Source organism: Leifsonia lichenia, from assembly GCF_054780215.1.
Genome location: NZ_BAAGWT010000001.1, coordinates 129,621 through 141,932, shown reverse-complemented (window position 1 = coordinate 141,932; position 12,312 = coordinate 129,621). Strand labels below are relative to the sequence as shown.

At 70.0% G+C, this 12,312-nt stretch carries 15 protein-coding genes and 1 tRNA gene; 12 read left to right on the top strand and 4 right to left on the bottom strand.

Annotated features, from left to right (window positions below; all coding sequences use genetic code 11):
• Positions 1-5 precede the first annotated feature (5 nt).
• The 8 genes from ACYVGI_RS00720 (at position 6) to ACYVGI_RS00685 (ending at position 6,334) form a co-directional block, all read left to right on the top strand.
• Positions 6-608 (top strand): DUF4232 domain-containing protein, encoded by a 603-nt coding sequence (locus tag ACYVGI_RS00720; RefSeq protein ID WP_460630770.1) that lies wholly within the window; start codon positions 6-8, stop codon positions 606-608.
• A gap of 68 nt (positions 609-676) precedes the next feature.
• Complete coding sequence (locus ACYVGI_RS00715) at positions 677-847, top strand: DUF3263 domain-containing protein (RefSeq protein ID WP_460630769.1); 171 nt, start codon at positions 677-679, stop codon at positions 845-847.
• A gap of 122 nt (positions 848-969) precedes the next feature.
• A complete protein-coding gene (locus ACYVGI_RS00710; RefSeq protein ID WP_460631464.1) occupies positions 970-1,548 on the top strand; it encodes a Dps family protein in 579 nt (192 codons plus the stop codon).
• On the top strand, positions 1,545-2,579 hold the full coding sequence (locus ACYVGI_RS00705) for a hypothetical protein (RefSeq protein WP_460630768.1): 1,035 nt from the start codon (positions 1,545-1,547) through the stop codon (positions 2,577-2,579). Before ACYVGI_RS00710 ends, ACYVGI_RS00705 begins: the two co-directional genes overlap by 4 nt.
• Positions 2,573-3,844, top strand: coding sequence for a PIG-L family deacetylase (locus tag ACYVGI_RS00700; protein WP_460630767.1), 1,272 nt, complete (start codon positions 2,573-2,575; stop codon positions 3,842-3,844). The genes ACYVGI_RS00705 and ACYVGI_RS00700 overlap by 7 nt, the downstream gene beginning before the upstream one ends.
• On the top strand, positions 3,841-4,545 hold the full coding sequence (locus tag ACYVGI_RS00695; RefSeq protein WP_460630766.1) for a glycosyltransferase family 2 protein: 705 nt from the start codon (positions 3,841-3,843) through the stop codon (positions 4,543-4,545). Before ACYVGI_RS00700 ends, ACYVGI_RS00695 begins: the two co-directional genes overlap by 4 nt.
• Before the next feature lie 17 nt (positions 4,546-4,562).
• Positions 4,563-5,828: a chloride channel protein gene (locus tag ACYVGI_RS00690; RefSeq protein WP_460630765.1), complete on the top strand. Its 1,266-nt coding sequence runs from the start codon at positions 4,563-4,565 to the stop codon at positions 5,826-5,828.
• A gap of 137 nt (positions 5,829-5,965) precedes the next feature.
• Positions 5,966-6,334, top strand: coding sequence for a hypothetical protein (locus ACYVGI_RS00685; protein WP_460630764.1), 369 nt, complete (start codon positions 5,966-5,968; stop codon positions 6,332-6,334).
• Between the two features lie 95 nt (positions 6,335-6,429).
• Here the strand turns inward: ACYVGI_RS00685 and ACYVGI_RS00680 are convergent.
• Positions 6,430-6,502: transfer RNA gene (locus ACYVGI_RS00680), tRNA-Lys, on the bottom strand.
• A gap of 57 nt (positions 6,503-6,559) precedes the next feature.
• Between ACYVGI_RS00680 and ACYVGI_RS00675 the strand changes: the two genes are divergently transcribed.
• The 4 genes from ACYVGI_RS00675 to ACYVGI_RS00660 all read left to right on the top strand — a co-directional run bounded on the left by ACYVGI_RS00675 (position 6,560) and on the right by ACYVGI_RS00660 (position 9,131).
• On the top strand, positions 6,560-7,189 hold the full coding sequence (locus tag ACYVGI_RS00675) for a DNA-directed RNA polymerase subunit beta (RefSeq protein WP_460630763.1): 630 nt from the start codon (positions 6,560-6,562) through the stop codon (positions 7,187-7,189).
• Between the two features lie 20 nt (positions 7,190-7,209).
• Entirely contained in the window at positions 7,210-7,500 is a 291-nt protein-coding gene (locus ACYVGI_RS00670; RefSeq protein WP_460630762.1) for a hypothetical protein, read from the top strand.
• A gap of 246 nt (positions 7,501-7,746) precedes the next feature.
• Positions 7,747-8,304, top strand: a complete 558-nt coding sequence (gene sigK, locus ACYVGI_RS00665; protein WP_460630761.1) for an ECF RNA polymerase sigma factor SigK — start codon at positions 7,747-7,749, stop codon at positions 8,302-8,304.
• Entirely contained in the window at positions 8,304-9,131 is an 828-nt protein-coding gene (locus tag ACYVGI_RS00660) for an anti-sigma factor (protein ID WP_460630760.1), read from the top strand. The genes sigK and ACYVGI_RS00660 overlap by 1 nt, the downstream gene beginning before the upstream one ends.
• 293 nt (positions 9,132-9,424) lie before the next feature.
• Here ACYVGI_RS00660 and pstB read toward each other — a convergent pair whose 3' ends face one another.
• Genes pstB through pstC form a run of 3 tightly spaced genes read right to left on the bottom strand, consistent with a single transcriptional unit; the run spans position 9,425 to position 12,275 of the window.
• A complete protein-coding gene (pstB, locus tag ACYVGI_RS00655; protein ID WP_460630759.1) occupies positions 9,425-10,204 on the bottom strand; it encodes a phosphate ABC transporter ATP-binding protein PstB in 780 nt (259 codons plus the stop codon).
• 29 nt (positions 10,205-10,233) lie between these two features.
• Positions 10,234-11,328, bottom strand: coding sequence for a phosphate ABC transporter permease PstA (pstA, locus tag ACYVGI_RS00650; RefSeq protein WP_460630758.1), 1,095 nt, complete (start codon positions 11,326-11,328; stop codon positions 10,234-10,236).
• Positions 11,328-12,275 (bottom strand): phosphate ABC transporter permease subunit PstC, encoded by a 948-nt coding sequence (gene pstC, locus ACYVGI_RS00645; RefSeq protein WP_460630757.1) that lies wholly within the window; start codon positions 12,273-12,275, stop codon positions 11,328-11,330. The genes pstA and pstC overlap by 1 nt, the downstream gene beginning before the upstream one ends.
• Between the last annotated feature and the right edge of the window lie 37 nt (positions 12,276-12,312).

Below are 12,312 nucleotides of genomic sequence, written 5' to 3'. Positions count from 1 at the left end.
GGGGCATGACTTCTTTGAGGATCGTCACAGCCTCCCTGATCACCGTCGGGTTCGCGCTCGCGCTGACCGCGTGTTCGGCCTCCACGCCGAGCGGGTCGCCGAGCTCGACCCCGGTCTCGTCGTCATCCACGTCGTCTTCGACGCCGCGGCCGACAGGGACCACCACCTCCGTTCCGGTGGACGGGCAGTGCGACACCGCCAAACTGACGGGCACGATCGGCGCGGGCGGCGGGGGAGCGGCCGGAAGCGTCGAGGTGACGCTGGTGCTGACGAACAACGGCACGACGGCCTGCGCGCTGCAGGGCTGGCCAGGGGTGTCGTTCGTCGGCGACGGCAACGGCACGCAGCTCGGCAAGGCGGCCGAGTTCGACAGGTCGACGCCGCACCCCACGGTGAACCTGGCGCCGGGCGGTACGGCGACGGCGCCGCTGAAGATCGCTCAGGCGCTCAACTACTCCACGTCCGACTGCCAGCCGAAGCCGGCCGACGGTTTCCGGGTCTACCCGCCAGGATCGAAGGAGTCGCTGTTCGTGAAGGACGCCGATGTGACGGCTTGCACGTCCGAGTCGATCTCGCTCCTGACCGTGGGGGCGCTCGTCCAGGGCTGAGCCGGACTGGCCGGCTGGCCGGGTCTCCGGCTGGCCGCGATGTCGGTGGTCCCGTGCACACTGGGGACATGCCGACGCCGCGCGAGAGACTCCTGCTGCTGTTCGAAGCCGAGCACCCCGAGTCGGCGGATCGCGCCGCGAAAGACGAGGCGATCCGCCGCACCTTCGGCCTGAACCCCGAGCAGTACCGCGCCATCGTCGCCGAGCTGCTGCTGGCCGAGCACCGCGACGCCGCCTGAGCGGGGCACCCCCGCGGGGAACACTGAGCAGAGCATCCGTGTCCCGTCAACCCGGTTACCGGATGCGCGAGGTGCGTCTACCGTTCGTGTTCCACTACCGGACACAACAGAACGGGATGCTCATGGCGACGACTGCGACCACGACCACTGCGAAGAAGACCACGACGAGCGCTGCCGCGAAGTCGACGGGAGGCGCCCGCGCCGGGGCGCACGCCACCCGCAGGGAGCACGCGGAGCACGGCTTCGTCGCGTCGCCGGAGCTCGTCGCCGACCTGCAGCGCGTGCATGTCGACCTGATCGAGCTGCACCTGCAGGGCAAGCAGGCGCACTGGAACGTGGTCGGCAAGAACTTCCGCGACCTGCACCTGCAGCTCGACGAGATCATCGAGGCCGTCCGGGAGTTCAGCGACGAGGTCGCCGAGCGCCTGCGCGCCCTGCACGCCACCCCGGACGGCCGCAGCTCGGTCGTCGCGAAGTCGACCAGCCTGCCGGAGTTCCCGAACGGCGAGGTCGACACGGCCGAGACCGTCGACCTGATCACCGAGCGCCTGGAGGCGACCGTCGCGACCATGCGCGAGGTGCACGACGAGGTGGACGAGGAAGACCCGACCTCCGCCGACCTGCTGCACGCGATCATCGCGTCGCTGGAGCAGTACGCCTGGATGGTGAGCGCCGAGAACCGTACCCCCGCCACCAAGTGAGACCGGCGCACCAGGGCTATCTCGACGCCGCCGCGACCTGCGACGGCCGGGTTGGTCCGCTGCTGGATGCGCTCGCCGCCGTGCGCGGTGACGACCTCGCGCCGTTCCCCGGCGAGGGCGGAACGGCCGATCGGTTCCGGTTCCTGGCGCGTGCGGCCGCGGCAGACGTGACCGCGGCGCGCGTGCTCGAACCGCACCTCGATGCGCTGACGATCCTGCACGAAGCAGGCGACGAACCAGCCGCGGCAGGCACGACCTGGGGCGTGTTCGCGGCGGAGGCGCCCGGCGCGGAGTTGCGGGCGACGACCGACGGCAACGCCTGGGTGCTCGACGGCGTCAAGCCGTGGTGCTCGCTCGGAGCCCGCCTCACGGACGCGCTGGTGACCGCCGCGACAGAGGACGGTGGCAGGCGCATGTTCCGCGTCTCCCTCCGGCAGCAGGGCGTGACCGCGCAGCAGGCCGTCTGGGTGGCGCGCGGCCTCGCGGAGGTCGCGAGCGGACCGCTCGAGTTCGCGAGCGTCCCGGCCCGCCCGGTCGGCGGTCCTGGCTGGTACCTGGATCGTCCAGGCTTCCGCTGGGGAGCGATCGGCGTGGCCGCCGCGTGGTGGGGAGGTTGCCTGCCGCTGGCGGACGCGCTGCTCGCGAAGGCCACGCGTCAGGGCGCGAACCAGCTCACCGCATCCCGTGCTGGGCGGGTGCACCGGATGCTCGCCGCTGCCCGCGCCCACCTGGCCGCGGCCGCCGCCGTCATCGATGGGCGCACTTCCGTTGGCGATGCCGCCGCCGCTCCCGCCGCCGTGGCCGACGATGAGGCGGCGGTCCTCGCTCACGCGGTGCGCGGCACGGTCGCCGACGCCGTGGTCGAAACGCTCGCCGCCGCGCGCGACGTGCTCGGCCCCTCCGCGCTCGCCTTCGACGAGTCGCGTGCGCGCCGCTATGCCGACCTCGACCTCTACGTGTCGCAGTACCACCGCGGGCCGGACGACGTCTCGCTCGTCGGGCACCTGCCGGACGGGGGAGCGCGATGGTAGCGTTCGACGCCCTCCGCACGGTCACGACGGCGGCGGAGTGGGAGGCGCAGGACGGGTGGCAGACCGTGGATTCGCTCGACCAGAGCGACCTCGACGGCCTCGACGAGCTGGTCGTGTTCTCCGCGCATCCGGACGACGAGACGATCGCGCTCGGCGGCCTCCTCGCCCTCGCCGCAGCCAGGGGGATCCCCGTCCGCGTCGTCGTCGCGACGGGCGACGACGACGGCAGAGCCGATGAACTCCGCGACGCCCTCACGCGACTGGGGGCGGCCGCGAGCCCGCGCTTCCTCGGCCTGCCGGACGGCGCGCTCAAGCACGACGCCGAGCGGCTGCGTGCCGAAGTGGATGCGGTGCTCGGCGCATCCACTGGCCGTCGCTGGGTGCTGGCGCCGTGGCCGGGCGACCGGCACGGCGACCACCGCACCCTCGGAAGGGAGGTGGAAGCAGCCGCGGCCGAGACCGGCGACGCCGTGCTCTTCTATCCGGTGTGGCTCTGGCAGTGGGGCGAACCGGCGGACATGCCGTGGGAGCGCACCATCGACCTCCCGCTCGCCGACGCGCAGCGCTCGCGCAAGGCGCACGCGCTCGACGCGTTCGGCTCGCAGCACTGGTCGGACGACAATCGCGACGGCGTCCTCACCCCGCAGTTCCTCGACCGTGCCCGCGACGGCCGCGAAGTGCTCATCCGGCCGGAACGCCGCGCCCCCGACCGGCTCGCCGAGCACTTCGAGGCTCTGCACCGCGACAGCGACGACCCGTGGGCGGTGCGCTCGCGCTGGTACGAGCGGCGGAAGCGCGCGGTGACGGTGGCGACCCTCCCCAGGGAGCACTACGCGAGCATCCTGGAGCTCGGCGCGTCGGTCGGAGAGCTGACGGCCGAGCTGGCCGAGCGTGCGGACACGGTGTTGGCCGTCGACGGTTCCGCCGCTGCCGTCGACACGGCTCGCGCGCGCCTCGCCGATCGTGCAGGCGTCACGGTGACCAGGATGCGCGTGCCTGGCGGGTGGCCGTCGGGCGCGTTCGACCTCGTCGTCGTCTCCGAACTCGCGTATTACCTCGCCGACGACGAGTGGCGCACGCTCATCCAGCGCTGTGTCGGCGCCCTCGCCCCCGGGGGCGAGGTACTGCTGTGCCACTGGCTCGGCGCCGCCGACGACTTCGCCCAGAGCGGCGAGCAGGCCCATGGGACGTTCCGGAGCGCCTCCGGGCTCACCGCGTCAATCGCGCACCGTGACGCGGAGTTCCTGCTGGAGGTGTTCTCGTGACGGTCGCAATCGAGCGCGTGATCGTCGTCGTCCCTGCCCGGAACGAGGAGGAGACGCTCGCGGCCTGCCTGGCGTCGATCGTCCGCGCGGGCGACGTGCTCCACAGGCACGGGATGCGCGCCCCCGTGATCGTGCTCGTCCTCGACGCCTGCACGGACCGCTCGGCGGAGGTGGCCGGCGCGTTCCCGCAGGTGACCGTCGTCGAGACGGACGCGGCGAGCGTCGGACGCAGTCGCGCCCTCGGTGCGGCGGTCGGCCTGAGCCTCGCCGGAACGGACCCGGCGTCGGTGTGGATCGCCACCACGGATGCGGACGGCTCCGTGCCGGAGGAGTGGCTTACTCAGCAGCTCGCGCACGCGAATGCGGGAGCCGACGCGTTCGTCGGCGCTGTCGTCCCACCGCTGGACGACCTCGACCCGCTGCGCAGGCATGTCTGGCTGTCCAAGCACCACCCGGGAGCGACGCTCGGCCACGTGCACGGCGCGAACCTCGGCCTGCGCGCCGACCTCTACCTGGCCGTCGGCGGTTTCGCCCCCGTGGCGATGGACGAGGACGCTGCGCTCGTCCATCGCCTGCGGGCCCGGGATGCGCGCATCGCGGAGACGGAGCAGCACCCGGTGACCACCTCCGCCAGGCTGGTCGGCCGCGTGGACGGCGGGTACGCCGGATACCTGCGTGCGCTGATCGGGGAAGTCGGCTGACCCAGTAGCGTTGGATCGTGCCCATCGCCCTGCCCAGCACCCCGAACTGGATCCTCCGACTGGTGGTCGTGACCGCCCTCGTCGGCATCGGGTCGGGGATCGGCGGCGGCCTCGTCTACCTGGCGCTGCACTCCATCCAGCACCTCGCGTTCGGCTATTCGGAGGGCACCTTCATCGAGGGGCTGTTGGATGCGCCTCCCGTGAGCAGAGTGGTGGCCCTCGCCATCGCCGGCGTGATCGGCGGCGTCGGCTGGTGGGCGCTGCGCCGCTGGGGCAGGCTCCGCCCGAAGCACGCGATCGTCTCGGTCGAGTCCGCCGTCAACGGCCGCAGGATGCCGTGGTTCGTCACCATCGCCAACGCGGGCCTGCAGGTCGTGATCGTGGGGCTCGGCGCATCCATCGGCCGCGAGGTCGCCCCGCGTGAGCTGGGCGCGCTGGTCGCCGACTGGCTGACCGACAGGGCGGGCGTGAACGCCCGCGAGCGGCGCATCCTGGTCGCGTGCGGTGCCGGGGCCGGACTGGCCGCGGTCTACAACGTGCCGTTCGGCGGTGCTGTGTTCGCCGTCGAGATCCTGCTGGCGGAGATCAGCTTCGCCACCGTGCTGCCGGCGCTGGCCTCGTCGGCCATCGCGACCCTGGTCGCGCGTCTCGTCGTCCCCGCCAACCCCCTCTACCCGATCGAGCAGTTCCCGCTGTCGCCGTCCATCGTCGTCTGGGCCATCGTCGCCGGGCCGGTGATCGGTTTCGCGGCGATCGGTTTCGTGCGCCTGATGCAGTTCGCGCAGGGCATCCGCCCGAAGTCGTGGGGCATCCTGATCGTGATGCCCGTGGTCTTCACCGCGGTGGGCGTGGTCTCCCTGTGGTTCCCCGCCATCCTCGGCAACGGCCGCTCCCTCGGCCAGCTCGCACTGACCGCATCCCTCCCCGTGCTGCTGATCCTGGTCCTGACCCTCCTCAAGGTCTTCGCGACGGCGGGCACGATCGGCTCCGGCGCGGCCGGCGGCACCCTCACCCCCTCCCTGGCGGTCGGCGCGGGCTTCGGCCTCACCATCGGCGCCGCCTGGAATCTGGTCTGGCCGGGCGCCCCCGTCGCAGTCTTCGCCCTGATCGGCGCGGCGGCGTTCCTCGCGGTCTCCATGCGCGCCCCGCTGACGGCGCTGCTCCTGGTGATGGAGTTCACCAACCAGGGCCCCGACATGTTCGCCCCCGTGATGCTGTGCGTCGCGGGCGCGGTTGCCGTCGGCTACCTCTTCGAGCGCGGCCGCGTGACGGGCGTGGCGTGACCGGCCACTCAGGAGTGGTCGACGCGGTTCCGCGCCCACTCCGGCCGAGACGCACGCGGATACATCCTCACTGGCTGGCGCGCTTCGGTCTGCTGGTTCCCACTGGAGCACTCGTCTTCGCGTCGACTGTGACGTGGGTGGAGCGCCCCAGCGAGGCGGCTGCGACGATCGCCGTCACTGTGGCTGCGATCGCGCTGTACATCGACGTACGGTGGATGTTCTTCTCCGGGATGCGTCGAGCGGGCGAGCGCGTGGTCGTCACCGGGCTGCTCTGGTCTCGGAGCATTCCGCTGCGGCAGATCGACGCCGTGAACGGTGGATACGCGGCCATCCATTGGCGCACCAGGCACGGGATGCGCGTCGTGACGCCGCTCCTGCCGTTCTGGTCGAACCCGAATCCGGCCCCGTTCCTTACGCGTCACAACGCAGCGTGCCTGAAGGAGCTCCGAACGTGGGTGCGAGAGAATCACGTCGACGGGCCGCCACGCTGGATGGATCGGGTCTGAGCTCGCAGGTGTGCTTCGACGGCTGCTCCGTTGAGTGCTCGCCGCCCGAAGAGTCGCCGAGGGGCAGATCGCCCACTCTCCGGCCGAGAATTGGGTGGGCCCGGTGGGGCTCGAACCCACGACCCGCGGATTAAAAGTCCGATGCTCTGCCAACTGAGCTACAGGCCCTACGCATCTAATCTAGCGTGGTTTCACGAGTGCTCGTGTCGGGCGGAGAATGGGTGCATGACCGAGCGTTTCCACAAGCCGACCACGTTTCCGACCGGGATGTTCGAGGCGTTCATGGGCGGGGAGGATCCTGCCCAGATCAGCAGGGTCGCGCATGAGACCGCGAACGCCCTGCTCGCGCGGGTGCGTTCCGATCCTGACCCGGAGGTGGTGGATCGGCTGGTCGCGTTCACCGATGCGCACGGCATCGACGCGGTCGCCGAGCTGTGGTCGCGGTCGAGTGCGAAGAGTCTGCCCGGTGCGCTGTGGCGGATCTATCTGCTGCGGCTGCTGATCCGACAGGATGCGGCTGGCACCGCCCTGCTGTATCAGCGCGGCACCGAGGTGGTCCCCTCCATCGATCCTGTGGTGGCCGGGGCGCCGTCGCCCGCGGGCCCAGCGGAGGTCACCGAGCTGGCCGACGCCATCCTGCGCGGGGTCTTCGAGGGCGACTTCGCGGTCGCTCTCGATCGGGCGGCCGCGTTCTGCCGGGTGACGGCAGCCGGATGCGTGTCGGTCGCCGACGACCAGGAGACGACGAACGCCGAACGCGCGAGCGAGTTGACCACCCGGGCACTGCGGTTCTCGCGCACCGCCGAGGAGCTGACGTCGTGCGCGAAGCTCTGGCGGAGCGAGTCGCTCGAGTAGTCCGCGGTACTCTCGGCCCTATGGACGACGGCACCCCCAAGCAATCGTGGTGGATCATCGGACGGTCGGTGACCGCGGCTGCCCTGATCACTGTGTTCTTCGCCGGTTCGTTCGCCCTGGCGATCACCCGACTTCTGCGCACGGACCTTCCCGACGCCAGCCCCCTGCTCACCTGGGGCGGTGCAGGGTTGTCGATCCTGGGCGTCGGCCTGGGGATCGCGAGCATCGTGTACCACCTGCGCCGGGACCGCCGCCGCCGCGAGGCCGGGCGTGACCGCGGCGACCGCAGCAACCGCGGCGACCGCGATTAGTCAACTCCGCCCCGCGCATCCGGCGTTCTCGGCCCGCGAACGCCACGCCGCCGCACCCGGCCTCAGCCTCGGGTAAACTTCTTCAGCCGGGCCGCAGTAACCCCGGGCTCCAAAATTAGCCGCTCCGAGCGGCCTCGCGCCGAGAGGCGTTCTGCGGCCCGGTTTTTCGCGCCCTACGGAGGTGCTGGAAGCGGATGCGGCCCCGACCTGCAATGCTTGCATTTGCGCCGAGAGACAGGAGACGACGTGGACGACGAGGTGACCGTCTCTTTCGACGACCTCCTGTCGCGCACGGCCGCCGGTGACCAGGCTGCGTTCTCCGTCCTCTACGACCACATCGCATCCCGTGTTCTCGGACTGGTCAGACGCGTGCTCGTCGACCCCGCCCAGTCGGAAGAGGTCACCCAGGAGGTGTTCCTCGAGGTGTGGCAATCCGCTTCCCGCTTCGATCCGAATAAGGGTCGAGCGTTGACGTGGATCATGACGATGGCCCACCGACGCGCGATCGACCGTGTCCGTGCCGCTCAGGCGTCGCGGGACCGGGATGTCGCCGTCGGGATCCGTGATCTGCCGACAGCGTTCGACGAGGTGTCGGAGACGGTGGAGGTGCGCGTGGAGCACGAAAGGGTGGAGGTGGCGATGTCGAAGCTGTCCGAAACCCAGCGCGAAGCCGTCACTCTCGCGTACTACGGCGGTCTCAGTCAGAGCGAGGTCGCTGCCACGCTCGGCATCCCGCTCGGCACAGCGAAAACTCGGCTGCGCGATGCGATGATACGGCTACGAAACGAACTGGGGGTGACCTGATGACCGACGAACCACGACGCTCCTCGGAGCGCCTCGGCTACGAACTTGGGGCAGAGACCCCCGACGAGGCCCGCCAGTTCGAGGCCGTCGCCGCAGAACTCGGCCTCGCCGCAGACCCTGTCGCCCCGTCGCCGTCGTTGAAGGCCGACCTGTTCGCGAAACTCGCCTCCACCCCGCAGTTGCCCCCGGTGGATGCGGCTGTGCCGGTGGATGAGGGCGCCTCGGTTGCTGCGCCTGCCCCCGCTGCTGCCCCCGCGATCGCGCCTGCCCCGGTGGATGCACCCTCCGCGGACGCACCGCGCATCCCGGAGACACCAGCCGAGACGCCGGCCGAGACCCCCGCGGAGACCAAGGCGCGCACCCGCTGGTTCACCCGCCCTATGACCATCGCGGCGGCCGCAGCCGCAGCCGTCGTGCTCTTCCTCGGCGGCACCTTCCTCGGCAGCTCACTCGCGGGCAACAACTCGTTCCAGCAGCAGCAGGCGTCGTCGCTCGCGCAGATCAACGCGGCACCGGATGCGCAGCGCGCGACCGCGGCGATCGCAGGCGGAGGAACGGCCACCCTCGTCTGGTCTGGCGACCTCGGCAAGTCGGCGCTGGTCGCCAACGACCTCCCGCCCCTCCCGAACGACAAGACCTACGAGCTCTGGTACATCCGTGGTGGAGAGGCGACGCCCGCCGGCACGATGACGGCCGCCGACTCCGGGTCCACCTGGCGTGTGCTCACCGGCACCATGAAGGCGGGCGACACGGTCGGCGTCACGGTCGAACCGCGCGGCGGCTCGGATCAGCCGACCACGCAGCCGATCGTCGCGATCAACTCCTGACCCGCGAAGCGAGAAAACCCGCCTACGCCCTGCCCGCCGAAGCGCAGCCATCGGGCACGCGGACGGCATCGCCGCGACCGTGTTGGCGCTGTCCGTCGACCGCACGTGCTGAGCGCCAGGGTCACCGAGACGAGGCCAGACGCCCGCATCGCAGCGCACGCGCCGTCAGCTCGTGCGAAGAGCGCGGTCAGCGCGGCGCGGAGCGCGGTTTACGCACGAGTGGTGGCCGGTCGCGCCGCGTCGGTCACGCAGCGCACTCGAGGACGCGCAGCATCACGGGGCGAACGCCCGAATCAGCCGAAGCGACCGGACACGTAGTCTTCCGTCGCCTGAACGCTCGGGTTCGAGAAGATCATGTTGGTGTCGTTGTACTCGATGAGCTTGCCCGGCTTGCCCGTGCCCGCGATGTTGAAGAACGCGGTGCGGTCGGAGACGCGCGACGCCTGCTGCATGTTGTGGGTGACGATCACGATCGTGTAGTCGTTCTTGAGCTCTTCGATCAGGTCCTCGATGGCGAGGGTCGAGATCGGGTCGAGCGCGGAGCACGGCTCGTCCATCAGGAGCACGTCGGGGGAGACGGCGATCGCGCGCGCGATGCACAGGCGCTGCTGCTGACCACCGGACAGGCCGGAGCCGGGGAGGTTGAGGCGGTCCTTGACCTCGTTCCAGAGGTTGGCGCCGCGCAGCGAGCTCTCCACGAGCTCGTCGGCTTCCGGCTTCGCCATGCGGCGGTTGTTGAGCTTCACGCCGGCGAGCACGTTCTCCCGGATGGACATCGTCGGGAACGGGTTCGGGCGCTGGAACACCATGCCGACCTGGCGGCGGACGAGCACGGGGTCGACGCCAGGGCCGTAGAGGTTGTTGCCGTCGATGGACACCTCACCATCGACGTAGGCGCCGGGGATGACTTCGTGCATCCGGTTGAGGGTGCGGAGGAACGTCGACTTGCCGCAGCCGGACGGGCCGATGAAGGCGGTGACGGTGCGGGGTTCGATGGTGAGCGAGACACCCTCGACGGCCTTGAAGTTGCCGTAGAAGACGTTGAGGTCGTTGACTTCGATGCGCTTGGACACGTGGATTCCTTGGGTTCGGGTGGACGCGTTCAGCGGCCGTACTTGGGGGCGAAGGCTTTGGCGATGATGCGGCCGACCAGGTTGAGCAGCATCACGATGATGATGAGGGTGAGGGCGCCCGTCCACGCCCGGTCGATCGAGTCCTGTGCGTGCAGCCCGGCCGCCTGCGTGTACGACGTGTACACGAACACCGGGAGGGTCATCATCCGCTCGGAGAAGAGGTCGTAGTTCATGCTCGTGGTGAAGCCGGCGACGATGAGCAGCGGCGCCGTCTCGCCGATGACGCGGGCGATGGCGAGCATGACGCCGGTGGTGAGCCCGGCGAGCGACGTCGGGAGCACGATCTTCAGCACCGTCAGCCATTTCGGAACGCCGAGCGCCAGCGAGGCCTCGCGGAGCTCGTTCGGAACCAGCCGCAGGATCTCTTCGCTCGACCGCACGACCACGGGGATCATCAGCACGGACAGGGCGACGGATCCCATGAAGCCGCTCCGGATGCCCGGCCCGAAGAACAGGGCGAACAGAGCGTACGCGAACAGACCGGCGACGATCGACGGGATGCCCGTCATCACGTCGACGAAGAAGGTGATGCCGCGAGCGAGCATCCCGCGCCCGTACTCGACGAGGTAGATCGACGTGAGCAGGCCGATCGGCACCGAGATGATCGCCGCCATCAGCGTGACGAGCAGCGTGCCGATGATGGCGTGCAGCGCGCCGCCGCCCGCGCCGATCACGTTGCGCATCGATTCGGAGAAGAACTGGATGTCGAAGCGGGCCAGACCGGAGCTGATCACGGTCCACATCAGCGACACGAGCGGGAGCAGAGCGATGATGAACGCGGTCGCCACCAGCGAGGTGACGAGCCTGTCCCTCGCCTTGCGTCCGCCCTCGACGAGCAGCGACGTGCTGAAGATCACCACGTCGAACAGCACGGTGCCGAAGAAGATCGCGCCGACGGCGTTGAAGCCCTTGGTCGCGCCGCTCATGGCGAGGATCGCGAAGATCGCGATGAAGACGATCCAGGACCCGACGAGCATCATCCACGCCGAGCCGCGCGGCAGTTTGCCGGCGGTCAGCGAGTTGGTCATCGGCCTGGTCAGGGGAGCGGAGGTGGTGGCGGTCATCAGTTCGCTCCAGAGAAGGCCTTGCGGCGGCTGACGATGTAGCGGGCGAGCATGTTGATGAGCAGGGTCACCACGAACAGCACGAGACCGGATGCGATCAGCGCGTTGGTGGAGAGCCCGGTCGCCTCGGGGAACTGCAGGGCGATGTTGGCCGCGATCGTGTTGGGGCTCTGCGCTTGCAGCACGGCGAACTTCACGATCAGGGCGGGGGAGAGGACCATCGCGATGGCGAGCGTCTCGCCGAGTGCGCGGCCGAGACCGAGCATGATCGCCGAGATGATGCCGGACCTGGCGAACGGGAGCACGGCCATCTTGACCATCTCCCAACGGGTCGCGCCCAGGGCGAGGGCCGCCTCTTCGTGCAGGCGAGGCGTCTGGAGGAAGATCTCGCGGCAGATCGCGGTCATGATCGGGATGACCATGACGGCCAGGACGATCGCGGCGGTGAGGATGGTGCGGCCCGTGCCGGAGACGGGCGGCGCGAAGAGCGGGAACCAGCCGAGGTTGTCGCCGAGCCAGGCGTAGAACGGCTGGACGAACGGCGCCAGCGTCGCGATGCCCCAGAGACCGAACACGACGGACGGGACGGCAGCGAGGAGGTCGATGACGTAGCCGAGCGTCTGAGCGACGCGGCGTGGCGCGTAGTGCGAGATGAAGAGCGCGATTCCGATGGAGAGCGGCGTCGCGATGAGCAGCGCGATGATCGCGGCCCAGATCGTGCCGAAGACGAGCGGCCACACCCACGACCAGAAATTGGTGGCGTTGTTGGGGAGCTCGCCTGCGCCGGCGAACAGAGCCGGGATGCTCTGCACGACGAGGAAGAGGGCGACGGCGGCGAGCACCGCGAGGATGAGCGAGCCGGCGACGATGGTGCTCGTGGAGAAAACGCGATCTCCGAGGCGGGTCTTCGCCCTCGGTCTGATGGCGCCTGCGGTTCCGGCGGTCATTCCTGCCATTCTTTCGTCACGGCCCAGCTTCTCATCT